Here is a 26,282-nt window from a genome sequence, read left to right as displayed (position 1 = left end):
GGGTGCCTTAATTATTAGGTTTATGGGAGAGGGATACTGGTGGTCACGAAAGATTTTAAAGGACGATTGAAAATACTATCCATTACAGTGATGGTTGTTATTTTTGTATTGATTGCGAGACTCGGGTTTTTACAAGTTTATGATGGTGAATATTATGCTGGACTTGCTGATGGTAACCGCATCAGGCTGATTCCAGCTATGGCACCGCGTGGTATTTTTTATGATAGAAATGGAACGTTGCTTGTGTCAAATCGTCCAGGGTTTACGGTATCGTTACTTCCACTGACAGCACCGATTTCTGAAGATGTAATAGACCGATTATCTACACTACTTAAGGTGGATAAAGTAGAAATTCACAAGAAAATTGATCAGCATAGTGGTTTTGATCCGATTCGTATAAAAACAGATATTGGGCCGGAAGTTCTTACAATTATTGAAGAACAAAAAGAGGCGTATCCGGGGGTTGTCATTGAAGTACAGCCTATTCGAAATTATATAAATATGGATATGGCGGCCCATGCTTTTGGGTATGTGAGCGAAATTAGTGATGACGAACTTGCAAAACGTAAAGGCGAAGGGTATCGCTCTGGTGATATTATTGGTAAATTCGGCTTGGAGAAAGTTTATGATAAAGAATTACGCGGTACAGATGGTGGTGAACAAGTTGAAGTCGATGTTACAGGTAAACCAGTACAGATTTTAGGCAGAAAAGAACCGATACCTGGTGCGAATTTAACATTGACAATTGATGAGAAGATTCAAAAAGTCGCTGAAAAAGCGATTGATGAACAGCTGCTCAAAATTCATGCGAAAGCTGCCGCTGCCGTAGTACTTAATCCTAAAACAGGTGAGGTTTTAGCAATGGTAAGTAGGCCAGCTTTCAATCCAAATCTTTTTGCCCGCGGCATTTCCAATAAAGATTGGAAGATGATTAATGATAATCCCAATTTTCCTCTTGATAATAAAGCAATTACTGGTGAATATCCGCCAGGGTCTCCTTTTAAAATTATCACGGGGACAGCTGCTTTATCAGAAGGGAAGGTAGGTCCGGACGAAATGATCTTTGACTCGGGACGTCACTGGATTATTCCCAAGGTTAACTCCGAAGGCGAGGCATTAGGCTGGATTAGCTTTAAAATGGCATTGGCTCATTCTGATAATGTTTATTTTTATGAAATGGGTAATCGTTTAGGTATTGATAAACTGGAGAAATATGGCCGCATGTTTGGTTTGGGAGCTAGAACTGGCATCAATTTGCCTTATGAATCAGATGGTCTTGTGGCGAACCGCGCCTATAAACGAAAAGTTTTTGATGATGATTGGTATTTATCGGAAACCTTTGATGCTGCCATTGGACAGGGGTTCAATTTGGTAACACCACTGCAGATCGCTGTTGTAATGAGTGAAATAGCCAATGGTGGCATTCGCTATAAACCGTATCTCGTAAAACAGATTACCGATCCAAATGGGCAGGTACTGAAAGATTTTAAACCGGAAGAGCTAGGGCGGCTTGATGTCAGTCCAGATATCATAGCACTTGTCCAAGATGGACTTCGGGAAGTTACAACGGTCGGAACTGCGGCATCTTCGTTCGGTAAAGATTTTCCAGTTAAAATTGCAGGGAAGACCGGAACAGCTGAAAATTCACAAGGAAAAGATCATGGTTGGTTTATTGCGTATGGGCCATTTGACGATCCCAATATTGTAGTGGCGGTTCTCGTTGAACAAGGGGGTTTTGGTTCACAGTCGGCGGTGCCAATTGGTAAAAAAATTTTAGAGGCGGCATTTGGTATTGTAAATCCAGAGGATGCAGCACAAAAGTAATTGATATATTGACAAATTAAAAAAAAGCAGGAATATGTCAAAAAAAAGCGAAGTAATCTTTTAAATACTATAAACTGTACAAATAAAGTGTGGGAGTACTTATGAGTGAAGATGTGATGTTTAAAGGCAGTCGGGTTGGATTACAACTGATTTTAAACGAAACAGCGGATTTTGGTAACATTAGGGATCAATTGAAAAAAAAATTGGAGTCTGCACTTAATTTTTTTTCAGAAGGAACAATCATCAAGGTAGCTGCAAATCGGCTCACCAAAGAGCAGGAAGCCGAACTGAGCTTGTTATTTAAACGTTACGGGATAACATTACAAGCTGTGGATTTTTCTCTGCAAAAATCAATTTCAAGAAAACAGGAAGAAATAGAAGCTGAAATTCCGGGAATACGGGAAACGACGATTATTAATAAAACAGTCCGCGGCGGCCAAGAGATTATTTGTAATGGTTCCATAGTGATTCAGGGAAATGTAAATCCCGGTGCTAAGATTATCGCCGGTGGGAATATTGATATTCAAGGGGTGTGTCGCGGTATTGTCCATGCAGGAGCATTTGGTGATTCAAATGCGTTTGTTATTGCTGATCATATGATGGCAATGCAGATTCGTATTGCAGAATTGGTTGCCAGGGCGCCCGACCACATAGAAAAAACAAAATGTACGGAACGTGCTTTCATACGAGATGAAATGATTGTGATTGAACCGGTACATAGATTGGGGGCTGGCTAATGAGTGAGGTTATTGTTATCACTTCTGGAAAAGGCGGCGTTGGTAAAACGACGACGACGGCAAATTTGGGGGTAGGTCTTGCTGAGCGAGGCAAAAAAGTTGTATTGATTGATACAGATACAGGCCTAAGAAATTTAGATTTATTGCTGGGGCTTGAAAATCGAATTATGTATGATTTGATTGATGTGACGGAGGGCCGTGTTACATATAAAAAAGCACTGGTTCGCCATAAAAAATATGATACACTTTATTTGCTGCCAACATCACAGGTTAAAGATAAAATGGCAGTGAATGAAGAACAACTTATAGCGCTTTGTAATGAGCTTCGCAGTGAATTTGATTATATATTAATTGATTGCCCTGCTGGTATTGAACAGGGCTTCAAGACGGCAATTGCTGCCGCAGATCGGGCTATTGTTGTGACGATGCCTGAAATATCAGCTGTGCGTGATGCCGATAAAATTATTGGCGAACTGGGGCGAGCTGATAAGGAAGACATTGAACTGATTGTCAATCGCATTCGTCCACAAATGGTGCGAAATGGTGATATGCTTGATATGGATGATATTGATGAGATCTTATCGATTAAATGTATAGGACAAGTACCAGATGATGAGTTGGTTGTTACGTCAACGAATCGAGGTGACCCTGTAATTACAAATCGTAATTCTGAGGCAGGGCAAGCTTATCGTAATATTGTTGGACGTATTTGTGGTGAGGAAATTCCATTTATGGAGTTTTTGGAAGATGGATTTTTGGTGAAATTGCGACGCGTTTTTGGCTGGTAAGGAGGTTGATGGGATGTTGGAATCGATTATAAAAATGTTTGGTAAGACAAATAAATCATCAAAAGAAGTAGCTAGGGATCGGTTAAAAGTAGTTTTGATTCACGACAGAGCCAATATTTCACCGGAAGTAATGAAACTATTGAAAGATGATATCATAAAAGTGATTTCAAATTATATGGAAATAAACAAGCAGGATATGGAAATCACCTTGGCTAATGATGAAACGTCCGTAGCACTCGTGGCGAATATTCCGGTAAATAGAATGAAACATAATTCTGGTATCCGAAGATGAATCAAACATGCAGGCGAAATTGTGACTTTTTTGTAGTCAATGGTCTTTTGCGAAATGCGTAAAAGACCATTTTGGGTTGTGCATTTACGTTATATTTTGTACGCGTAAAAAAGAAAAACTCTTTTTTACGAAAATAACAGGGGGACCTAAAGGGTAAATTATTATGAATAACAGATTGTTACGAAGATTGGATATAACAATGATTGCCACAGTAGCTGCAATCATTGTTATAAGTTTAGTTATCATTGGGAGTGCTACGCATATCAATACACCAAGTGATGAACGCTACTGGTTTGTGCAGCGGCAGGGGATTTTCGCAATCATTAATGGTCTATTGATTTTTTTTCTATTGAATTTCGATTATAAAATGTTGCAGCATTATGGAAATCGTCTTTATATTTTCAATTTAATTATGCTGGTTGCTGTTATGGTGCTTGGACAATCGGCTCTAGGAGCACAACGTTGGATACAAATTGGACCGATTACATTGCAGCCATCGGAGTTTTCAAAAATAATTATGATTATTTCTTTAGCAGCAATATTGGAAGATAAAATTGGCAAACTTAATACGTTTAAGGATTTATTGCCAATTGCAGCTTATTTAGGAGTACCGTTTCTGCTTGTGTTGAAGCAGCCGGATTTAGGTACCTCTCTCGTCTTTTTAGCAATCTTTGTTGGTATGATTTTTGCGGCGGGGGTCAACTTGCGTTTACTGGCAATGATTTTTGGTGCAGGTATTGCCTGTTTGCCGGTTTTATGGCACTTTTTAAAAGATTATCAGAAAATGCGAATCATGGTGTTTATGGATCCAAATGTAGATCCGTTAGGGTCAGGATATCATATTATCCAATCTAAAATTGCGATTGGCTCCGGCATGCTCTTTGGAAAAGGGTTATTTGGCGGCACGCAGAGTCAGCTTAATTTTTTGCCAGAAAACCACACAGATTTTATTTTTGCAGTTGTTGGTGAAGAACTTGGCTTTGTTGGAGCGGCTATTTTGCTGATTCTATATCTCATTCTTCTTTATCGTGGGGTGAAAATCGCCCGTGAGGCTAGTGATAATTTTGGAATGTTGTTAGCGGTGGGGATTTCATCAATGCTCGCATTTCACGTGCTTGTGAATGTTGGGATGACAACTGGTATTATGCCGGTTACCGGTATTCCTCTGCCGCTCATGAGTTATGGTGTTAGTTCTCTTACGACTAATATGATGTCAATTGGTATTTTGTTGAATATCTATATGCGAAGACAAAAAATCTTATTTTAAATAAACAGGGTGCTAAGCATGGTGCCCTATTTCTCGTATGGGGAATTTAGACTTATTTGCTCAAGCTATAATATAGAGTAGATCAAATAGTCGGTATGATAGTTTATGTTTAATTTTGAATAGATAATGGAGGTTATTAAATTATATGGTAAAACTTGATCCGGCAATGATTCATGCGGTCAATAAACCAGCAAGGTATACAGGCAATGAATTTAATGCAGTACAAAAAGATCATGCACAGGTGCAGTGTACGTTTGCGCTTGCTTTGCCCGATGTATATGAAGTAGGTATGTCAAATCTGGGCTTGAAAATATTGTATGAGATTTTGAACAAGCGTGAGGATACGGCTGCTGAACGAGTGTATACACCATGGATTGATATGGAAGCTAAAATGCGGGAAAATAAAATCCCTTTGTATTCATTGGAAACATTTACGCCACTGTCGCAGTTCGACTTTGTCGGTTTTTCTTTGCAGTATGAAATGATTTACACTAATATTTTAAATATGCTGGATTTAGCCAATATACCACTTTTTGCGTTGGAACGAAAGGATACCGATCCATTTATTGTCGGTGGCGGACCATGTGTATATAACACGGAACCTATTGCGGAATTCTTTGATTTTTTTATTATTGGTGAAGGTGAAGAAATCATTGTTGAAGTCGTCGAGTGCTTTATTCAATGGAAAAAAGATGGATGTGTTCAGGGTCGGCAAGGTTTGTTGAAACGACTTGCGGTTTTGGACGGAATTTATGTACCATCTTTTTATGCGGTACAGTATAATGATGAGAATTTAATTGAATCTGTTTTGCCTATCTATCCAGAAGCGCGCCCATTGGTTCAAAAAAGAGTTGTAAAAAATATGGATGAGGTTACTTTTGTCGAAAGCCCTGTGGTACCTTATATTGATATTGTGCATGATCGGATCATGTTAGAACTCTTTCGTGGCTGTACAAGAGGCTGCCGCTTCTGTCAGGCGGGGATTTCATACAGACCGGTACGTGAACGCACACCAGAGAAACTGCGCGCCCTGGCAAAACAACTCGTTGCATCGACAGGCTATGATGAAATGGCGTTGACCTCACTTAGCTCAGCGGATTATTCATGTTTGGGCGAATTTGTGACAGATATTATGGAAGATTTTAAAAAGGAAAAACTGGCACTTTCCTTACCTTCACTGCGTATAGACAGTTTTTCGATCGAACTTGCTCATAAATTGCAGCAGGTCAGGAAAAGTGGTTTAACATTTGCCCCGGAAGCCGGAACCCAGAGGCTGCGTGACGTTATTAATAAAGGTGTGACGGAAGAAAACCTTGAACAAGCCGTAACGAGTGCTTTTGAAAATGGCTGGAATACCGTGAAATTGTATTTTATGATGGGGCTGCCGACTGAAACAGATGAGGATATTATTGGGATTGCTCGACTGGCACAGAAAGTGGTTGACTTATATCGGCAGGTTACTGGTAAACGTGGGGCGCGAGTCACGGTCAGTGTGGCTTGTTTTGTGCCAAAACCATATACACCGTTCCAATGGTTTTCGCAAAATACGCAGGAGGAATTTGCCAGAAAACAGAAACTTTTAAAAGAGCATATCCGTGATCGTGCGATTCAGTTTAACTACCATGATGCACACATCAGCTATCTTGAAGGAGCTATTACGCGTGGTGATCGTCGTCTCAGCAAAGTTATTTATGAAGCGTTCAAACAAGGTGCAAAATTCGATGGCTGGTCAGAACTTTTTAGATATGATATCTGGATGAAAGCTTTTGAAACTTGTGGCATTGATCCAGCTTTTTACAATCAGCGGGAGCGCAGCAAAAATGAACTTTTGCCATGGGAACATGTAACGCCTGGGGTTAATAAAGAATTTTTGCTTAGAGAATATCATCATGCTTTAAAAGAAGAACTTACAGAAGATTGCCGGCATGGTAAATGCAGTGCTTGTGGAGTTTGTCCGAATCTTGATGTAAAAGTAGTGGATTGGGGGAAGCGTCATGACTAAATTTCGGACGGAGATTACCAAGGGCGATGAAATTCGTTATGTATCACATCTTGATTATGCATCCATTATGGAACGGGCGATTCGTCGGGCAAAATTGCCGGTTGCCTATTCGGAGGGCTTCAATCCGCATATGAAAATCTCGTTTGCTTCTGCATTGGCGGTAGGTGTAACAAGTGCTGCGGAATATATGGATATTGAACTGAAAGAGTCTGTAGAAGAAAATGTATTTTGCGATAGACTTCGTCAAGCCTTGCCACCAGGGGTAAAACTTCTGCGGGCAAAAATGTTTGAGGGCAAACAAAAGGCAATGATGGCAATTGTTGATCTTGCCGAATATAATGTGAAAATACCGCTGACCGGGGACCAAACAGCTATTTGTGAGGCAATGCAAGCTTATAATTTGGCACAAGCCGTTACGTATATTCGCAGAACACCGAAATCTTGTAAAGAAGTTGAAATAAAGCAGTACATGCAAGAGGCAGTACAGGTCACGTTTGTAAATGAAATGATTGTTTTTACGATGAAGACGAAAATAACACCTGCAGGCAGTGTGAAACCAGGTGAAATCTTACAGGTGTTTAAAACACAATTTTCGATGCCGATTCTGGAAGATGAGGCTTTGATTCATCGTACAGGATTATATGCCGGGGGGCAAACCCCGATCGATCTGGTATAGATTGGGAGAGATGAAGCGATGAAGTCTATTATTGTGAATATCGTTCCAGAAGAGACTCGAATCGCTATTATTGAAGATGGCGATCTTTTAGAAATTTCAGTAGAGCGGACGGAAAGCGCCCACTTAGTTGGCAATATTTATAAAGGCAGGGTACAAAACGTATTGCCGGGAATGCAGGCAGCTTTTGTTGATATCGGGCAGGAAAAAAATGCATTTTTATATATTGGGGATGGACTGCCAAAAGAAGCGGTGCAGGCCATCTCAAGTCATGAAAAAATCCATATAGGGCAAAACCTGCCAATTCAGATTGTCAAGGATGCGCTTGGTACAAAAGGTCCGCGTGCTACTACCCATTTAACGCTGCCAGGACGCAATATCGTATTGATGCCAACTGTGGATTATATTGGAATATCAAGACGCATCGAAGTTGAAACTGAGCGTGAACGATTGAAAGAGATAGCCGAACGAATTTGTCCGACTGGGATGGGGATGATTGTCAGAACCGTTGCAGCGGGTAAAAGTGAGACAGCTTTGCAAAAAGATGTGGAATATCTTACCAGACTATGGAGTTCTCTCATGGCAAGAAATAAAGTATCCAATCCACCTACTTTGTTATACCGTGATGCCGATCTTGTTATTCGGATTGTGCGGGATTATTTTACGGAAAATATAGATAAGATGGTACTTGATAATAAAGATGCTTATGTGCGAGTGCTGGATTTACTCAAATATACATCGCCGGAACTCATTGATAAAGTAGAATTATATGAGGGTAGTAAGTCGGTTTTTCAGATGTATCAAATTGAAAAAGAAATTGAGAATCTGGGAAAACGGCAAGTCGAACTTAAATCAGGTGGATTTATTGTCATTGATAAGACCGAAGCCCTTACCGCCATTGATGTTAATACCGGTAAGTTTGTTGGTCAGGCGAATTTAGCAGATACCGTGTTTCAAGCCAATATGGAAGCGGCTGTAGAAATTGCGAAACAGATTCGTTTGCGCGATATTGGCGGTATTATTATTATCGACTTTATTGATATGGAAACAGCTAGCCAAAAAGGACAGCTTCTGGCACTTATGGAGAAAAAAGTACGACAGGATAAAACGAAAACAAATGTGGTTGACATTACGGCATTAGGGCTTGTTGAAATAACGCGTAAAAAATCGCGCCAAAATTTTGAAAGTATTATTTATAGTGAATGTCCATATTGTCATGGTCGCGGTCTTGTGGAGTCACCAGAAACATTGAGTATTAAAATCAGCCGAGATTTAAGGCGTATGGAAAAAAACCGTCATGCAGAAAATGGCTATCTCGTTCAGGTTCATGAGCGAGTAGTGGCGGTTTTAGATCAATCAAAAATATTGGAAACTCTGGGCAAAGAACTTGGTTTTAAAATACAAATAGAAAAAATCCCAGGTATGCATCCGGAGGTTTATTCTATCTTACAATTGAACTCTTAATAATAGAGATTGACAAGATTATTTGCTTATGATAGAATTTTATGATGTAAGCACATGTATGTGTGTTTTCCCAAACCGCACGATGAGGTTGTAAAAATAGTTTTGACTATACCGTAATCGGCGAGTATTTTATAGGGAGGTGTAATTATGTACGCAATTATCAAAACGGGTGGTAAACAATATCGTGTTGCAGAAGGCGATGTTATCACTGTTGAAAAAATAGTAGCAAATGAAGGTGATGTTGTTACTTTTGACGAAGTTCTTACCATTGCAAAAGATGGCGAAGTACTTATCGGCAAACCTGTTCTTGCAGGCGCTAAAGTAACAGCTAAGGTTGAAGCTCAGGGCAAAAATAGAAAGATTTTAGTTTTCAAATACAAAGCAAAATCAAACTATCGTCGTCGTCAGGGTCATCGTCAACCTTTCACAAAATTAGTTATCGAAAAAATTGAAGCTTAATTTAATAAGATGATTAAAATTCAAATTTTTCGTCAATCGGAAGGTTATGTAACCGGGTTTGAGGTAAAAGGTCATTCTAATACCGCTGACTACGGACAAGATATCGTTTGTGCAGCAGTTTCTGCACTTGCGCAGACAGCACTTTTAGGGCTGGGACAGTATTTGCATCGTGATATGGATTATCGTGTTAAAAGCGGCGATTTGTATACAGTTTTGAAAGATGCACCGGATGATCTGACAGATGCTATTTTGGAAACAATGATTCTAGGATTAAAAGAGATCGAAAATATAAATCCTAAGAGTATTCACATTTTAGAGCACAGGAGGTGAAATGAGTATGTTTAATTTTGAATTACAGTTATTCGCCCATAAAAAAGGTGTTAGTAGTACGCGTAATGGACGTGATAGTGAATCGAAACGTCTTGGTGTAAAAGAGCATGCTGGTACAGTTGTAACAGCAGGTAGTATCTTAGTTCGCCAAAGAGGCACTCACTTCCATCCAGGGCAAAACGTTGGTATCGGTAAAGATGATACGTTATTCGCTAAGGTTTCTGGTAAAGTTGCTTTTGAACGCAAAGGCCGTTATAACAGACAAATTAGTGTTTATGCTGTGGAAGAAGCTATGTAATTAACTGATACCTGCGCCTTTTATAGACGCAGGTATTGTTTTATTCTGCTAAGCGTAGATTGTTGTGATGTATAAAAAGCTGGTATTGGTCTAATACCAGCTTTTTATACATCACAAAGAAGAGATTAAAGGAGACATATATGCAATTTATAGATAGAACAAAAGTAACCGTAAAAGCTGGCGATGGCGGCCATGGTAAATCCGCATTTCGCCGCGAAAAATTTGTGCCAAAAGGCGGCCCAAGCGGCGGCGATGGCGGACGTGGGGCAGACATTATTTTTGTTGTGGATAACAATATGAATACATTGCTTGATTTTCGTTTTCATCATAAATTTGTTGGTAAAAATGGGGAAAAAGGCGAGATTAAAAATTGTTATGGCCATGCTGGAGAACCTTGCTATGTTAAGGTTCCACAGGGGACAATTATAAAAGATGAAGCGACTGGCGAAGTTTTGGCAGATTTGACCGAAATCGGTCAAGAAGTTGTGATTGCTAAAGGTGGCCGTGGCGGTCGTGGTAATGCGAAATTTTCAACGAGTGCCAACAGAGCTCCGACTTTTGCGGAATTTGGCGAGCCCGGTGAGGCTAAAAACTTACTGCTGGAATTGAAATTATTGGCAGATGTTGGTTTGGTTGGTTATCCAAGTGTTGGTAAATCAAGTATTATTTCGATGGTCTCTGCTGCGAGACCGGAAATAGCAGACTATCACTTCACAACAATTACCCCGGTACTGGGAGTTGTAAGCTTAGGTGAAGAACATAGTTTTGTTATGGCAGATATACCAGGGTTGATTGAAGGTGCTGCTGAAGGCGTTGGACTTGGCCATGATTTTTTACGCCATGTAGAGCGTACCAAGGTCATTATCCATGTTTTGGATGCATCAGGAATAGAAGGCAGAGATCCGGTTGAGGATTATCATAAAATTAATCACGAACTTAAAAAATACAGTGAACGCATTGCAAAACGTCCGCAGGTTATTGCGGCGAATAAGATGGATCTGCCGGAAGCTAGAGAAAACTATGAAAAACTTCAGAAATTGGCCCAAGCAGAAGGTGTAAAAATATTCCCGGTTTCAGCTGCTACCAATGATGGCTTGCAAGCGTTGATGGAATGTGTTTCACAAATGCTCGACGAATATGTTGAAGAACCAGAAGTTATTGAAGAAGTGAAAATCTATGAACCGGCGATTGAAGAAGATATTACGATTTCGCGTAATATGTCAGGTGAATTTGTTGTATCCGGTAAAGCTCTTGAAAAATTGGTTGCAATGACGAACTTTAATAATGATGAAGCATTGCGCCGTTTCCAATATATTTGGCGTGTTAAAGGAATTGAACAAAAACTCAAAGAGCGTGGTGTAAAGCAAGGCGATACAGTTCATATTATGGATATGGAATTTGAATATAAAGAATAGTTTTTAGGAGGAAAAATTTTTGATTCGAAATACATTAAATGGAAAACAAAAAAGATTTTTACGTGCATTGGGGGTTACTACTGATCCTGTTGTGCAAATTGGCAAGGAAGGTCTTACACCATCGATTGTTGAAAGTGCGATTGATGCAGTAAAAGCTAGAGAATTAATTAAAGTGCGCGTTTTGCAGAATTGCCCTGAAGTGGCAAAAGATGTGATTATGATGCTTGCTGAACGAACAGATACGGATCTTGTACAAGTAATTGGTCGTAATGGGCTTTTATATAAGAAAAATTTTGATAGACCCAAAATTGAACTTCCATAAGATTACCTGGCAGGTTATGGTTTAAGAAGATGCCTTTGCGTGGAGTTTGATTAAGTCAGTAAGAGTTGTGAGGGAAACATAATGGAGACGAGATTAGAATTAAGCAAAACGAAGCGAATTGTTGTAAAAATTGGGACAAGTACGCTTACGTATGTAAATGGTAAATTAAATTTTAACCGAATTGAAAAGCTTGTGCGTGAATTGTCAGATTTGGTCAATCAAGGTCGAGAAATCATTTTAGTGACCTCCGGGGCTGTTGGAGCTGGTATGGATCGTATGGGGCGTAGAGATCGTCCTAAAACGATCCCGGAAAAGCAAGCTTTAGCTGCAGTCGGTCAGGGGATTTTAATGCATATGTATGAAAAACTTTTTGGCGAATATGGTCAAACTGTGGCTCAAGTACTTTTGACAAAAGAAAATTCTCTGCAGCATAAACAGTATATGAATTCCCGCAATGCCTTATTGACACTTCTCAAGATAGGTGTCATTCCAATTATTAATGAAAATGATGCGATTGCTGTGGATGAACTCAAAATAGGCGATAATGATACTTTGTCAGCGATGGTGGCAACATTAGTCGATGCCGATGTACTTATTATTTTATCCGATATTGAAGGTCTATACACAGCAAATCCACAAATAGATAAAACGGCACAACTTATTTCTGAAATAAAGGATATAACACCTGAGATTGAACTTATGGCTAGTGGTGTTGGTTCAAAATTTGGTACTGGCGGTATGTTTACCAAACTACAGGCAGCTAAAATTGCTGTAAATGCCGGTGTCACGATGTTGATTGCTTCTGGGTCACGTGAAGGGATTGTTCGTGATATTTTGGCTGGAAAAAAACTAGGAACGGTGTTTCCAGCCAGAGAACTGCATTTGAAAGTAAGGAAAAGCTGGTTGGCTTTTGGCAAACAAATTACCGGAGGCATTATCGTGGATGCTGGTTGTGAGAAGGCAATGCTGCAAGAGGGTTCTAGCCTTTTAGCAGCTGGTATTCTTTCTGTTGAGGGGGATTTTATAGAAGGAAACACGGTGCGTGTTTTATCAAAAGACCAGCGAGAAATTGCTCGTGGTATTGTGAACTATAAAGTTGAAGAACTCAGGCAGATTATTGGTAAACAAACAACCGAGTTTGCTGCGATTCTCAAAGGAAAAATCTACGCAGAAGTGATTCATCGTGATAATATGGTATTAATGAGTTAATTGATTGTTTTGGAGGTTTTGTGAAAATGAGCTTAGAAGAAAAAATCATAATCAAAGCCGCTCAGGCAAAACAGGCAGCTTTTGCTTTGGCTGTTTTATCGACTGAAGCAAAAAATCAGGCATTACATGCTATGGCAGCCGCTTTGGAAGCTCGGAGCAGTTTAATTTTACTAGAAAATGCAAAGGATATCGACGCTGCCCGAAAAATGGGGATGAGTCGCTCGATGCTGGATCGTCTAATGCTGAATGAGGAACGAATTTTACAAATGGCAGAAGGACTAAGACAAACAGCAATGCTTCCTGATCCAATTGGGCAGGGAATTGGATCGACACTTCGACCAAACGGTCTTGAAATTCGAAAAGTTCGCGTACCGCTTGGTGTAATCGGCATTATTTATGAAGCTAGACCAAATGTTACGGCAGATGCGGCGGGGCTTTGTTTGAAATCAGGTAATGCTGTTATTTTACGTGGTGGGTCAGAGGCAATTTATTCGAATCAAGTTATTGCTTCGGTTATTACCAAAGCTGCCTATGAGGCAGGAGTTCCTGAGGGATCTATTCAATTTATTGAAACCACCGATAGACAAGCTGTACAAATTTTACTCAATTTGAATCAGTATCTGGATGTAATCATTCCGCGTGGGGGAGCCGGTCTTATCAAGGCTGTTGTCACGAATAGTACGGTTCCGGTGATTGAAACTGGTACAGGCGTTTGTCATACTTTTGTTGATGCTTCAGCAAATTTGGAAATGGCTAAAAATATTTCTATCAATGCAAAAGTATCCCGTCCTTCTGTTTGTAACTCGATGGAAACTCTACTCGTGCATGAAGCGATAGCTGGCGATTTTTTACCATTGGTTATTGATGCAATGAAAGAAAAGGGTGTCGAAGTTCGTGGCTGTGAAAAAACAAGATCGTATTATGGAGGTCTTGTGCCAGCAACAGAAGAAGATTGGCAGACGGAATATGGGGACTTGATTTTATCTGTTAAAGTAGTTACTGATCTTGATGAGGCGATTGCACATATTGCAAAATATAATACAAAACATTCCGAAACAATTGTTACGCAGGATTATACGAATGCACGTAAATTCCAACAATATGTTGATGCCGCTGCCGTGTATGTAAATGCATCGACACGCTTTACCGATGGCTTTGAATTTGGGTTTGGTGCAGAAATAGGAATTAGTACACAAAAACTTCATGCTCGCGGTCCAATGGGGCTAACTGAACTTACCAGTGCAAAATATTTAATTTCGGGTGAAGGCCAAGTTCGATGAATTGGTTAAAATATTTTTGGGGCTGTATGAAGACGTTGTATCAATATATACAAACACCAAAAGGAAACCATGACTTTTTTGATTATCTTCAGTTTTTTTTCCTTATAGGGCTTATTAGTGCAGTGCTGTTTATGTTTATAAAATGGATTTGTGGAAATTAAATAAGATACAACGATAACGTTGCTTATAGAAATAGGCAAATATTATGACTAGGAGCATTTTTTATGTCACAGCAGAAACACCGCATCGGCATTCTGGGGGGTACATTTGATCCAATTCATGTGGGTCATTTGATGACGGCAGAAGCTGTACGTGATGAATATCATTTGAACAAAGTTATCTTTATACCAGCTGCGAATCCGCCGCACAAACAAGACCAACATGTTACGCCAGCAATTCATCGCTTTATTATGACGTTACTGGCAACTTGCTCAAATCCTCATTTTGAGGTATCGTCTTTGGAGATGAATCGACCAGGTTTATCTTATACAATTGATACAATTTATGAGTTAATTCGTCGGTTTGGCAAAGGGACTGAGTTTTATTTTATTACAGGAGCAGATGCCATTCAGGAGATTCCTACTTGGGATCGTATTGAAGAACTTTTGGGGATATGTCAGTTTATCGCTGCTACGCGGCAGGGCTGTTTACCAAATGTTGATAATATAAAAGAATATTTTGGTGGGCTCGGGGAAAAACGAATTCATCGTTTAGCGACCCCGGAACTCGAAATATCCTCCACAGATATTCGGGAGCGTATTAAAAAAGGATATTCGATAAAATATATTGTACCGGAAAATGTTGAACAATATATTCATAAGGAAGGTCTGTATCTGTGAAGCCCTGCGAGTGAAAACTTTTCTTTTTTGTGATGAGGCACAATTGTTGTTGTTTTAAACAGGAAATTGTCAAGATTTAGCGAATTCTAGACGAATAAGAAGGTGTTCTATATGAAAATTGCAGAAATGAAAGAATTTTTATCGAAGCGATTGAAAGAAAAGAGATATAAGCATTCTTTAGGTGTAGCCATGACAGCTGGACAATTGGCAAAACGTTATGGAGTTTGCGTTGAAAAAGCAGAAATAGCTGGTCTGCTGCACGATTGCGCCAGGGAATTTACCATAAATGAAATGATTGAACAAGCGAATAAAAGACAGATTTTTTTTTCGGAAATAGAACGGCATGTACCTATTTTGCTGCATGCGGCACTTGGTGCTGACATGCTGGAAGACTCTTATGGAATAAAAGATCCCGACATAAAGCAAGCGATTCGTTTTCATACTGTCGGTGGTGCGAACATGTCAAAGCTCGATAAAATTATATATTTAGCCGATATGATTGAGCCTGGTCGTGATTTTCCTGAACTTGCCATCTTACGGCGTCTCGCTGAAGAAAATCTTGATCAAGCAATGCTGCTGGCATTTAATCAATCCATGCAGTTTGTTTTGAAGAAAAATAGTATCATTCACCCAGATACAGTGCTTGCACGCAATGAAATCTTATTAAAGGGATAAGGGTTTCATGAAAAATACGCGATATAAAAAGAAAAAAATGAAAAAAACACGAAGAATTCGTTGGGGTAGACTCTTTGTCTTTATCATTGTTTTAATCAGTGTGGTGGTCTTATTAGGTTGGGGGTTATATAGTTTGTTTTTTGTTCTGAAAGGAACCTATGACAACTATTCGTCGTTGTATGCAGATTATCAAACGAGGCAGGAACTTAAGAAAAAAGCACAGGATCCGAAATTTGCAGCCTATACAAATATATTGCTTTTGGGAATTGATAATGATGCGGCCGGCGAGGCAAGTGAGTCTGGTCAGCGTTCGGATACAGTGATTGTAGCGGCAATTTCTCACAAAGATGGAAGCATTCATTTTTTATCGATTCCACGCGATACGGTTGTTTCGATTGATGGACGAAGCCGTGAAGAAAAAATCGATGAAGCTTATTTTTATGGTGGTGCGCAGCTGGCTGTCAAAACGACGGAAAAGTTATTGCAGATTCCGATTCAGGAGTATATTGCGATTGACACAAAAGCTTTTGCTGAATTAGTTGATGCACTGGGCGGTATTGATTTGTATGTTGAAACCAATATGGATTATGATGATCCGTATGCAGATTTGCAGATACATTTAGCACAAGGCTATCAGCATTTAACGGGTGATGAAGCTCAAAAATATCTGCGTTACCGCAGTGATGAACTTTCGGATATCGGCAGAATGCGGCGACAGCAAAAATTCTTAAAAGAATTCTATGCAAAAATAGTTCGTTTTGATACGATATGGAAATTGCCGGAAATTGTGAATATCTTGAAATATCGAGTGACCACAAGCATTGAACTTTTAAATATTTCGCAAATGGAAGCAATCATAAAGATGCTTTTTGCAGCAAAGGTTATGACCGATATTTTACCCGGCACGATGACAACGGTTGACATGATTAACTATTGGCTGCCGGATCAAAGCGGAATTCAGGCACAAATCGATGCGATGTTTAAAAATGAAATAAATGATAAAGATATAGAGACAAGTAATAAATAGATATATTAGGAGGAAATTAATAAAATATGTTTAGTTCAACAGAAGAAATGAGTAAAGTAATTGCCCAGGCGGCTAGTGACAAGAAGGCAAGTGATATCGTTACACTTGATATGAAAGAACTTACGGTGAATACGGATTATTTTATAATTTGCAGTGCTAACACATCAACACAGGTAAAGGCGATAGCAGATCACATTGAAGACGTCTTACAAGAGCAGGGCGTGCCGTTTCTGCATAAAGAAGGCCACCGTGAAGGCGGATGGGTTTTGCTTGATTATGGCGATTGTGTGGCCCATATTTTCACTGAAGAAAATCGTCAGTTTTATAATTTAGAAGGTTTGTGGGGCAATGCACCATTTAAACCTTATGAAGATTAGAGGACATTATGGAAGAAGACAAACAAGAAATTCAATTTAAGCCGAGTACGGTAGCGGAGCTCAAAGTAGCTCGGCTGCATGAAATGGGCGCTTTTTTGGATGCACAGACAGGTAGTACATCGGATGATATTTTACTTCATAAAACGCAGCAGACTGGACCTGTAAAAATCGGGGATGTTCTTAAAGTATTTTTATATCGCGATCCGAAAGGCCGCTTGACAGCCAGTATGCGTGTACCCAAAATGAAGGAAGGTCAAATTGCTCGCTTGGGTGTAATAAATGTGAGCAAGGATGGAGCGTTCCTCGATGTAGGGGCAGAACGTGGTATCTTTATGCCTTATGCTGGTATGCGTGGAAAACCACAAATTGGTGAAGTTGTATGGGCTAAGCTTTATACGGACAAGTCGGGCCGTCTTGCGGTTACCATGGTCGTTGAAGATGAAATGCGGCGAGCATCAAGGCCGGTTGAAAATCTTAAAATCGGTGATATGATCCATGGCGCGGTTTATAATTATACGGATCAAGGTGCTTTTTTATTTACGGATGAGCGCTTTATTGCGTTTGCTGATAATAAAGAATTAGCAACCAGACCACGTGTTGGTGAAGAAGTCGATGCACGTGTGACGTTTATTCGTGAAGATGGACGTATCAATGTATCACTGCGTCCGATAAAAGAACAGGCGATTTCGGTTGATGCGGAAAAAATTATGAAATTATTGACTGCCCGCAGTGGTAAAATGCCATATAGTGATGCTTCTTCAGCTGAAGTAATTCAAGATAAATTCCAAATCAGCAAAGCTGCTTTTAAACGTGCTTTGGGGCATTTATTCCGACAGGGTTTGATTCAACAAAAAGATGGCTGGACTTATTTACTATGAAACTAACAGTTTATGTTTTTTGAAAAAATATAACGAATTTTAAATTTGGAGTAGGTGGGGACTATAGGGTTGAGCAGCGTTAAGGTGCCCTATAGTCCTTTTTTGACAAAGTGACAGCGAGTTTTTACATTGTGGTCTGTACTATATTTTTATACATAAATATAGTTTGTTTTTCATGAAGTTTGCTGTCAAAAACTTTTTATAAAGTCCGCTGCAAAAACTTTTCAATCAATAGAGACAGTTAGGCAGGATTTAGGCGGGCGACAACGAATATTGTGCTAATAGGTATATTTGCTAATGATGTGTATTTTTATATTATAATAAAATTGAATTTACTAGAAATGTGGAGGCGATTCTATGGCAGATAGAAATGCGGAAAAAAAAGGAATTCTTTTAGAAACGGGTACCAATGAATTTGAAATTGTGGAGTTTAGTATTGGTGAAGTAAATTATGGTATCAATGTGGCGAAAGTGCGTGAGGTCATTACGCGTGTGCCTGTTACTAAAATGCCGCAAGTACATCCTTTTGTGGATGGCTTGTTTACTCTCCGTGGTCGTGTAATGCCGTTGGTTAATCTACCACGCTGTTTGAATGCTGTAGGAAGTGAAGAACCAAAAAACATCATTGTCACTGAGATTAATAATTATAATATTGGATTTTTAGTGGATAATGTGTCGAGGATTCATCGTATTTCATGGAAAGATATGGAGCCATCACCAGAAGTTGGTGAAGATTCAATGGTCGTCGGTGTTATTAAAATGCCAGATAAGATTGTGTTATTGCTGGATTTTGAAACGATCATTGCAAAAATTAATCCGGAAATCAATGCAAAACTTACAACGTTTAATAATGGAACGACGGTTGTTAAGGAAAGCAGAGAAAATATGCATATCGTGGTGGCGGAAGATTCACCAATGCTTCGCGACCTTCTTGTTTCAACACTGCATGAAGCTGGCTATAAATTTGTTAAAGATTTTAATAATGGTAAGGCCGCTTGGGATTATTTGTCTATTTTAGCAAAAGAACCAGGTCCGATTGAAGATCAGGTGAAAATCATGATATCTGATATTGAAATGCCGCAAATGGATGGCCATCGTTTACTTAAATTGATTCGTGAAGATGAAGTTCTGGCAAATGTACCGGTTATCTTATTTTCTTCTTTAATCAACGAAGAAATGCGTCGTAAAGGGGATAATCTTGGGGCAAATGGACAGATTTCAAAACCGGAAATTGGACAGCTTATTGATTTGTTAGATAAGTTGATTTTTGATAGTAAGAAAGATACAGAAAAAGCATAATCGCATAGCATAAAAAGCAGACCTCTTTTCGGGTCTGTTTTTTTGTGCTTATTTTTTGTTTTGCAGCAAATTCAGATAAATTTCAGTTTTTAAGTATACAATAAAGCATTGTAATAAGAAACTGTAAAAAAGGAAGTACTGCATAATGTGGAATAGTGGGGTAGTAATTAGATGCGAGAATATATTGAGTTAGGCCGACAAATTTATCATCATCGGGATACAAGTGATTTTAATTTACAACGTTTACTGGTTTTTATTGTGAGAGCCTGCCTGCATCAAAAACAAGTTCAAGAATTAAAGGTTTTTTTTCTAAAAAATGTGGTTTTACAGAATATTGTGAGAGGGAATCCTATCTTTTTTGAACAATTAACACGTCATGTTTTTTATCATCAATCAACCGTTCAGGAACGATTTCTTTTAATTAAAAATCATTTTTCATTTTGTCTGCGACACTTTCAGGCGGCTGCGTTAGAAAAAATATACTATGATCAGCGGCTTGTCTTGTGGGAAGCGGACTATAAGCAGGAATCATTAAGCATTGCCCTGAATTTTCAGTATGTTGACCGAAAAGAAGGATTACTGAGTATTGAGCTTGCTTTAGGGAAACAGCGGATTTATCATATTACATTTGGATTTAGTCAAGATGAAAAACAGAATGCAGTTTTGTGGATTGGGGCCTTACAGGGCAGCTTTGGAGGGGCAGATTGTATTCGTGATTTAACAAAACATTTTTTCGGGTATCGACCGAAAAATTTAATTTTATATGCATTACGCCTAGTAGCTTTACAAATCGGGGTGAATCGAATCAAAGCAATCTCAAATCTTGGCTTTTTTACGAATACACATGTACGTTTAGACAGAAAATTGAAGACATCCCTCGATGATTTTTGGGAAGAAGCTGGAGGGGGTTTAAGTGCGGATGAACGTTTTTTTGAACTTCCGCTGCTGGAAAAACGTAAAACCATTGATGAAGTTAAATCGCAAAAACGTAATTTATATCGTAAACGATATGTTGTGTTAGATGAGATAGCCCAACAGGTGACGGGAAATCTTACGCATTATTTGCAAGTTTAATCCGTATAAAATAGAAAATACAAGTAATGAATTGTTTGTTTTATTTGGCAATTCATTACTTGTATTTTTTCTTTTTCGGAGTTAATCAACAGCATAGGTTCGATGGATTGCATCTTTTACGCTTATCGGTGTAGAATAGAGGAAGAAAATAAAATTAGTATGTTGTTTAGCGGAAATATTTCGCTAAAAAGAGGAGCGGTGTGCAATATAGCTTAAATTTTATTATGAGCATAAGAAGGGAGTAACTTATGAAGCTGTTAGATATATTAAAGGCAAAAGAGAATTTCTCACCAACCGAGCAGGTCATTATCGACTATGTCATGGAACACTATCAAGAAGTTGCTTCTTTATCAGCACGTGATTTAGCGGAAAAAACCTATACGAGTTCAGCCGCAGTCGTTAGATTGTCACAAAAAATCGGTCTTAAAGGATATGCAGAATTTAAGATTAAGTTTACGAGTGAGGCTATGCGTGTTTCTTCACCGGCGGGATTTTATGAAAATTCCATTACGAATAAAGATTCTATTCTATCCATTTTAGATAAAGTCGCGCGTATTGAAATTGAGGCAATTCAGGAAACAAAAAATGAGATTAATGTTGGGCAGATTATTAAGGCGATCCACTTAATTGATCAGGCTGAGCATATTGATTTTTATGCAATGGACAACAATTTACGGATTGCTAAAATTGCTTGTTATTGTTTTTTACATGCCGGAAAATTATCAACGGTAAATTCAGCTGTAAATGCGCAGTATGTACAAGCGTTAGCTTCACCGAGGAGCCATGTTGCTTTTATTATAAGCCGAACGGGTGAAAATAAAAAATTAATTGAGATCGCTGAAATATTGAAAACGCGTAAGGTAAAAATAATTTTAGTTACAGCCGTCAAGCCATCAAGTTTAACAAAACTTTGTGATGAAACTCTCTGGGTATCATCGGAGCGGGAGTTTAATGAATTGGGAACGATGGTTTTTCTTAGTGCTGCGAAGTATATGTTTGATGTTTTATTTAGTGTTTTGTTTGCCAAACATTATGAAAGCACGTTGTCACGTAATGAATTTTTTGAAAAAATATTTAGAGTTTGAATATTCTTATAAATATAATTTACAGGTTATTGTTCAATTTTTGTGAAAATTTGGACGAATGATACAACGAATTGGATAGAACAACTACATATATTGAAACAAATATCCTAAAGCCGTTCAAACGATTGAACGGCTTTTTTTCATGTGGTATATTTTTACTAATCTTATAAGATATAAACACATACGAATAGAAACAGAAAGTAACCTTTGATCAAGGAAAACTTACTGAACCATCTGGAGGGATGTGTATTCGCTGATTATTTCATATAAAAGGTTTGTATATGGCTAAAACATAAAAAACCGTTTAGGCGGTGTAGGAGGAGAAAATCAAATATGAGTAAGCAGGAATTATTTGATAAGTTTTTGGACTATATGGTTCGATTTGCCGAAATTAAGGCAGTCGCGGCTTTGAAAGATGGTTTTATTCTCACGCTTCCGTTAACTTTGGCAGGTTCTGTATTCTTGTTGATTGCCAATTTGCCAATTGGCGGATACAGCGATTTAATGAAAGGTCAGTTTGGTGCGGATTGGGCTGCACCATTGAATCAGGTTGCTGGTTCAACTTTTGGAATTTTGGCAATCTTGTGTGTACTGGGAATATGTTATAAATATTGTCAAGCAGAAGGCTGCGATGCAATAACTGCATCTTTATTAGCTTTAGGATCGTTCCTGATCGTTACAAAAGGTTCGGTTTTAACAAAAGCTGGCGATGTAGTAAATGATGTTATACCAAAAGGCTGGGTGGGTGGTAATGGTGTTATTACGGCTATTATTGTCAGCTTATTGGTTGCCAAGTTTTTTTGCTACTGTGAGAAAAATCATATTGGAATCAAAATGCCAGCTGGCGTGCCAGATGGCGTAACAAAAGCCTTTGCCGCACTGGTGCCGGGTTTGCTTATTTTTACAGGGTCCGCTTTTGTATTTTTTCTCTGTCAAGCTATTGCAGGACTTACTTTTCCAGAAATTGTTTTTCAGGTATTACAGACGCCTCTACAAAATCTCACGGATAATCTGGTAGCTGGTGTCATTATTGCCGGAATCCAGAGTATTCTTTTCTGGGCTGGAATTCATGGACCTAACATAGTTGGTGGTGTAGTCGGACCAATACTTACAGCGAATGCGATTGACAATCAGCACTTATTAGATGCTGGGATGTCGCTCATTGGCAATCCGCAGGCAAAAATCATTACAATCCAAGTATCGGATGTATTTATCAAAAGTGGTGGCTGTGGTATTACATTGGGCTTGTTGATTTCAGCCTTTATAGCAGCACGGTCAGCACAGATGAAATCAATTTCAAAACTCGCTTTTATACCAGGACTGTTTAATATCAATGAACCAATCATTTTTGGTTTGCCAATCGTATTTAACCCATATTTCATTGTTCCGTTTATCGGTGTTCCAGTTATTGCGATGATTATGACCTATGCGGCAATTGCAGTTGGGTTCATGTCACCGTTTTCAGCGGTGCAGGTGCCGTGGACGACGCCAACTGTAATTGCAGGTTTTTTGTTAGCAGGCTGGCAAGGGGCTGTGGTGCAAATTGCGATTGTGGCTATGGCTACGGTAGTATATTTCCCATTCATGAAAATACAAGATAATGTTTATTATCAAGAAGAATTGGATGCAGAGAAAGCTGAAAAACATATAGCCGATGCTGTTGATAATAAGGAAAATTTGCAACTGAAAACGCAATAAGCAAGTGACTCACTGAAAATAGAAAAGACTTATGATGATATTTTGTGAAAAAATATGAATAAATTTCTTAAAAGGGGTTAGCGAAATGAATAAAAAATTGAGTACAGTAATCGCCTTGGCTTTATCGGTTGGTATCACAAGTTCAGCATTTGCTGCAGCAAACAGTTTTTCTGATGTTCCGAAAGACCATTGGAGTTATGCTGCCATCAATCAATTAACAAAAGACGGTATTATTGAAGGAAATGGTGATGGTACCTTTGCTGGGGACCGATCGATGAGTCGTTATGAAATGGCGGTTGTTGTCGCTAGAGCCGTAGATCATTTGCAAACAGCAAATCCCGCCGACCAAGCCTTGGTCGAAAAATTAGAAAAAGAATACGCATCAGAAATGAAAAATCTTGATGCTAAATATACTGCCCTTGATAAGAGAGTCGATAATGTTATGCTCAGTGGTTTTGTACGGGCGAAATATGATAGTGATGATTCTAGCACTGGAAGCACATTCGGGTCAGAAAATAATAATAAACATTTTTACATGGACTTTGAAGGCAAGATGAAAGTTGATGAAAACTGGGATGCGCATTTCCAAAGTGAAACACGCAAAGGCTATACAGCAAATCAGGATTGGCGTCCAACTGCTAAATCGCATAGTAGTGACGACCAAGATGGAACCATTCAAAGAATATGGGCAGAAGGTAAGGTTGGCGCTGTTGGCGTAACTCTGGGGACAAAATGGTGGGGTCTTGGTTATCAGAATGTTCTGTTTGGCCATGCCGCGGATGGCGTGATGCTGGATTATAATGTTACGCCTGATTGGAAAGTAAGCGTTTTTAATTTACGGCCTCGACAAAGTGGACTTACACAATGGATTGGGACAACAGATCAAAATGTACAGGATAACATGAATCTATATGGTATGAACTTTGCGGGAAAATTAGGACACAATTTAGAAACAAATATCGCAATTGGTGCTAATAAAGATAAAGATATTTATGGTGCAGGCAGATGGGGTTCTATTGATTTGCGCACGCAGCTGGTTGACAATTTAAAATTGACAGCAACGTATTCTAGAACAAATGCTGAAAATAATAATTCATCACAGGAATACAGATTGGATTATAAAGGCACTGATCTTAAAAAAGTAGGGTCATTTGGCTCCTATTTCCGGTATTTCAAACTGGCACCATATGGTGATATATCGCATGATGATGAATGGGGTTCGATGCCTGATAATGTAAAAGGCTGGATTCTTGGTGTAACGTATGTACCGTTTACAAACGTTCAATGGGAAACCTTCTATTCGAAACAGGATCAGGTAGTCGGGACGAAAGATCGTAATTTGTTCCGTACGCAGATCGATTTCCATTTCTAAGCAAAGTAAAATAAAAAGCAGCCCAGAATAATTTTTTATTCTGGGCTGCTTTTTGTTTTATGTCGTTATAACAAAAAAAGCACACAATACTGTGTGCTTACATTACTTAATGGTGGCGGCGCAGAGATTCGAACTCCGGACACTGCGGGTATGAACCGCATGCTCTAGCCAACTGAGCTACGCCGCCGATTGAAATTGGTTGCGGGGACAAGACTCGAACTTGTGACCTTCGGGTTATGAGCCCGACGAGCTACCAACTGCTCCACCCCGCGATAAAAACAATATGAAATTTGGTGGGCAGGGATGGATTCGAACCATCGTAAACCGAAGTTGGCAGATTTACAGTCTGCTCCCTTTAACCACTCGGGCACCTACCCATTCTTGTGCAATGGAGCTGGCGAGAAGACTTGAACTCCCAACCTGCTGATTACAAGTCAGCTGCTCTACCAATTGAGCTACACCAGCGCGCTTAAGAACTATATTTATTATAAGCATCACACCTATAAATGTCAATGCTTTTTTTATGTTTTTTATTTATCCGATTGAATTTAAGTTAGGACGTTCCATTTATACCTTTTATTAACTGGATTTTGTATTCGTCCTAATTTTTTTCTTTGGCTTATTTTTATCAATCGTAGCAAGTGCGGGGGAAGCTTTTTTTTCTTGCCAGCCAACATAGATAAATAATATAAAGCCAACTAGAAAAACCAGCAGGCTGGTCATCTGAGCGGATTTAAATAATCCCCAAACAAGATTATTATAATCGCCGCGCAGATATTCCAGGAAAAAACGCGCGAGAGAATAGAGCATTGTATATAAAATAAAAGCTTGCCCTTTGGCATGTTTGCTAGAACGGAAAATTAGGAGCAAAGCAAAAATTACGACATCAATCTGCCCTTCCCATACTTCAGCCGGCCACAAAGGCTGGTTGCCATAGGTTTGATAGGCAAGGGTTGTTGCGGGATAGATGATACCAAATGCAGTGCCGGTCGGTGCACCGAATGCATCGCCATTTAAGAGGTTTGCTATGCGACCCATTGCTTGTCCTAAAATAATGGCTGGTGCCATAATATCGGCCATAGCCCAGGTATCAATATTATGCCGTTTGGTGTATATGATACCGACAATTGAACCTAAAACAACACCGCCTTGAATTGCCATGCCGCCTTGCCAGACATTAAAAATTTCTGTTATATGATTTTGATAGTAGCCCCAGTCAAAGAAAAAAACATCCCAAAGCCGTGCACCAAGGATGCCACCAAGACCGCAATATATGCCAAGATCGGCAATGTGATTGTGCCAACGGCCATCTTGTTTAGCAAGAAAATAAGCAACACCGGTTGCCAGAATAATACTGAGACTTAAAACAAGTCCATAGGCGCGAATTGGAAAATCACCAATGAAAAATAAATATTGATGCATAAAGAAAAAAACCTCCTTTTAGAAATTCGTGCTGGTTACGTAAATATATTTAGATAGTTTATATGTAAAAGCGGTATTATCATGTAGACCAGTTTCATGTTATTATTATAAGAGATATAGTGGAAATAAGCAATTTTACAGCCCTTTCGTTCGGTAAAGTTTATTGCGATTTTGTT

At 39.0% G+C, this 26,282-nt stretch carries 24 protein-coding genes, 4 tRNA genes and 1 pseudogene; 24 read left to right on the top strand and 5 right to left on the bottom strand.

Features of this window, described 5'->3' with window-relative positions:
- Positions 1-39 precede the first annotated feature (39 nt).
- From mrdA to F606_RS0107600, 24 genes and pseudogenes are all read left to right on the top strand, one after another.
- Positions 40-1,824 carry a penicillin-binding protein 2 gene (mrdA, locus tag F606_RS0107725; RefSeq protein WP_019553308.1) on the top strand — a complete coding sequence of 595 codons (1,785 nt, stop codon included), beginning with the start codon at positions 40-42 and terminating at the stop codon, positions 1,822-1,824.
- A 101-nt stretch (positions 1,825-1,925) separates the two neighbouring features.
- Positions 1,926-2,561, top strand: a complete 636-nt coding sequence (minC, locus tag F606_RS0107720; RefSeq protein ID WP_019553307.1) for a septum site-determining protein MinC — start codon at positions 1,926-1,928, stop codon at positions 2,559-2,561.
- Positions 2,561-3,349 (top strand): septum site-determining protein MinD, encoded by a 789-nt coding sequence (gene minD, locus F606_RS0107715; RefSeq protein WP_019553306.1) that lies wholly within the window; start codon positions 2,561-2,563, stop codon positions 3,347-3,349. Before minC ends, minD begins: the two co-directional genes overlap by 1 nt.
- Before the next feature lie 13 nt (positions 3,350-3,362).
- On the top strand, positions 3,363-3,641 hold the full coding sequence (gene minE, locus F606_RS0107710) for a cell division topological specificity factor MinE (RefSeq protein ID WP_019553305.1): 279 nt from the start codon (positions 3,363-3,365) through the stop codon (positions 3,639-3,641).
- Between the two features lie 163 nt (positions 3,642-3,804).
- Positions 3,805-4,908 carry a rod shape-determining protein RodA gene (gene rodA / locus F606_RS0107705; RefSeq protein WP_019553304.1) on the top strand — a complete coding sequence of 368 codons (1,104 nt, stop codon included), beginning with the start codon at positions 3,805-3,807 and terminating at the stop codon, positions 4,906-4,908.
- 145 nt (positions 4,909-5,053) lie between these two features.
- Positions 5,054-7,586 (top strand): annotated as a pseudogene (locus F606_RS0107700) (TIGR03960 family B12-binding radical SAM protein).
- An 18-nt stretch (positions 7,587-7,604) separates the two neighbouring features.
- Positions 7,605-9,047, top strand: coding sequence for an Rne/Rng family ribonuclease (locus tag F606_RS0107690; RefSeq protein WP_019553303.1), 1,443 nt, complete (start codon positions 7,605-7,607; stop codon positions 9,045-9,047).
- A gap of 147 nt (positions 9,048-9,194) precedes the next feature.
- Complete coding sequence (gene rplU, locus F606_RS0107685) at positions 9,195-9,506, top strand: 50S ribosomal protein L21 (RefSeq protein WP_019553302.1); 312 nt, start codon at positions 9,195-9,197, stop codon at positions 9,504-9,506.
- A 9-nt stretch (positions 9,507-9,515) separates the two neighbouring features.
- Positions 9,516-9,836: a ribosomal-processing cysteine protease Prp gene (locus tag F606_RS0107680; RefSeq protein WP_019553301.1), complete on the top strand. Its 321-nt coding sequence runs from the start codon at positions 9,516-9,518 to the stop codon at positions 9,834-9,836.
- 7 nt (positions 9,837-9,843) lie between these two features.
- Positions 9,844-10,134, top strand: a complete 291-nt coding sequence (rpmA, locus tag F606_RS0107675) for a 50S ribosomal protein L27 (RefSeq protein ID WP_019553300.1) — start codon at positions 9,844-9,846, stop codon at positions 10,132-10,134.
- A 140-nt stretch (positions 10,135-10,274) separates the two neighbouring features.
- Positions 10,275-11,549 (top strand): GTPase ObgE, encoded by a 1,275-nt coding sequence (gene obgE / locus F606_RS0107670; RefSeq protein WP_019553299.1) that lies wholly within the window; start codon positions 10,275-10,277, stop codon positions 11,547-11,549.
- A gap of 19 nt (positions 11,550-11,568) precedes the next feature.
- Positions 11,569-11,871 (top strand): ribosome assembly RNA-binding protein YhbY, encoded by a 303-nt coding sequence (gene yhbY, locus F606_RS0107665; protein ID WP_019553298.1) that lies wholly within the window; start codon positions 11,569-11,571, stop codon positions 11,869-11,871.
- Positions 11,872-11,952: 81 nt separating this feature from the next.
- Positions 11,953-13,080, top strand: coding sequence for a glutamate 5-kinase (proB, locus tag F606_RS0107660; RefSeq protein ID WP_019553297.1), 1,128 nt, complete (start codon positions 11,953-11,955; stop codon positions 13,078-13,080).
- A gap of 26 nt (positions 13,081-13,106) precedes the next feature.
- Positions 13,107-14,360, top strand: a complete 1,254-nt coding sequence (locus F606_RS0107655) for a glutamate-5-semialdehyde dehydrogenase (RefSeq protein WP_019553296.1) — start codon at positions 13,107-13,109, stop codon at positions 14,358-14,360.
- Between the two features lie 224 nt (positions 14,361-14,584).
- Complete coding sequence (nadD, locus tag F606_RS0107645; protein ID WP_019553294.1) at positions 14,585-15,199, top strand: nicotinate-nucleotide adenylyltransferase; 615 nt, start codon at positions 14,585-14,587, stop codon at positions 15,197-15,199.
- A gap of 111 nt (positions 15,200-15,310) precedes the next feature.
- Complete coding sequence (gene yqeK / locus F606_RS0107640; RefSeq protein ID WP_019553293.1) at positions 15,311-15,874, top strand: bis(5'-nucleosyl)-tetraphosphatase (symmetrical) YqeK; 564 nt, start codon at positions 15,311-15,313, stop codon at positions 15,872-15,874.
- Between the two features lie 7 nt (positions 15,875-15,881).
- Positions 15,882-16,901, top strand: a complete 1,020-nt coding sequence (locus tag F606_RS0107635; RefSeq protein ID WP_019553292.1) for an LCP family protein — start codon at positions 15,882-15,884, stop codon at positions 16,899-16,901.
- 26 nt (positions 16,902-16,927) lie between these two features.
- Complete coding sequence (rsfS, locus tag F606_RS0107630; RefSeq protein WP_019553291.1) at positions 16,928-17,278, top strand: ribosome silencing factor; 351 nt, start codon at positions 16,928-16,930, stop codon at positions 17,276-17,278.
- Positions 17,279-17,286: 8 nt separating this feature from the next.
- Positions 17,287-18,156, top strand: a complete 870-nt coding sequence (locus F606_RS0107625) for a CvfB family protein (protein WP_019553290.1) — start codon at positions 17,287-17,289, stop codon at positions 18,154-18,156.
- A 357-nt stretch (positions 18,157-18,513) separates the two neighbouring features.
- Positions 18,514-19,455, top strand: coding sequence for a chemotaxis protein (locus F606_RS0107620; RefSeq protein ID WP_019553289.1), 942 nt, complete (start codon positions 18,514-18,516; stop codon positions 19,453-19,455).
- A 171-nt stretch (positions 19,456-19,626) separates the two neighbouring features.
- Entirely contained in the window at positions 19,627-20,529 is a 903-nt protein-coding gene (locus tag F606_RS20745) for a VirK/YbjX family protein (RefSeq protein ID WP_019553288.1), read from the top strand.
- Between the two features lie 248 nt (positions 20,530-20,777).
- On the top strand, positions 20,778-21,614 hold the full coding sequence (locus F606_RS0107610; protein ID WP_019553287.1) for a MurR/RpiR family transcriptional regulator: 837 nt from the start codon (positions 20,778-20,780) through the stop codon (positions 21,612-21,614).
- Between the two features lie 333 nt (positions 21,615-21,947).
- Positions 21,948-23,312, top strand: a complete 1,365-nt coding sequence (locus F606_RS0107605; RefSeq protein WP_019553286.1) for a PTS sugar transporter subunit IIC — start codon at positions 21,948-21,950, stop codon at positions 23,310-23,312.
- Between the two features lie 85 nt (positions 23,313-23,397).
- Positions 23,398-24,684 carry an S-layer homology domain-containing protein gene (locus F606_RS0107600; RefSeq protein WP_019553285.1) on the top strand — a complete coding sequence of 429 codons (1,287 nt, stop codon included), beginning with the start codon at positions 23,398-23,400 and terminating at the stop codon, positions 24,682-24,684.
- Positions 24,685-24,794: 110 nt separating this feature from the next.
- Here F606_RS0107600 and F606_RS0107595 read toward each other — a convergent pair.
- The 5 genes from F606_RS0107595 to lgt all read right to left on the bottom strand — a co-directional run bounded on the left by F606_RS0107595 (position 24,795) and on the right by lgt (position 26,106).
- Positions 24,795-24,871, bottom strand: a tRNA-Met gene (locus F606_RS0107595).
- Positions 24,872-24,880: 9 nt separating this feature from the next.
- Positions 24,881-24,956 (bottom strand) — tRNA-Met (locus F606_RS0107590).
- Between the two features lie 19 nt (positions 24,957-24,975).
- A tRNA-Tyr gene (locus F606_RS0107585) sits at positions 24,976-25,061 on the bottom strand.
- A gap of 12 nt (positions 25,062-25,073) precedes the next feature.
- Positions 25,074-25,149: transfer RNA gene (locus tag F606_RS0107580), tRNA-Thr, on the bottom strand.
- Between the two features lie 114 nt (positions 25,150-25,263).
- Complete coding sequence (gene lgt, locus F606_RS0107575) at positions 25,264-26,106, bottom strand: prolipoprotein diacylglyceryl transferase (RefSeq protein ID WP_019553284.1); 843 nt, start codon at positions 26,104-26,106, stop codon at positions 25,264-25,266.
- Positions 26,107-26,282 lie beyond the last annotated feature (176 nt).

This window comes from Propionispira raffinosivorans DSM 20765 (assembly GCF_000381065.1).
GTDB lineage: Bacteria > Bacillota > Negativicutes > Selenomonadales > Selenomonadaceae > Propionispira > Propionispira raffinosivorans.
Note: the sequence above shows the minus strand (reverse complement) of the source record. Positions and strands in the feature narration are given on the sequence as shown.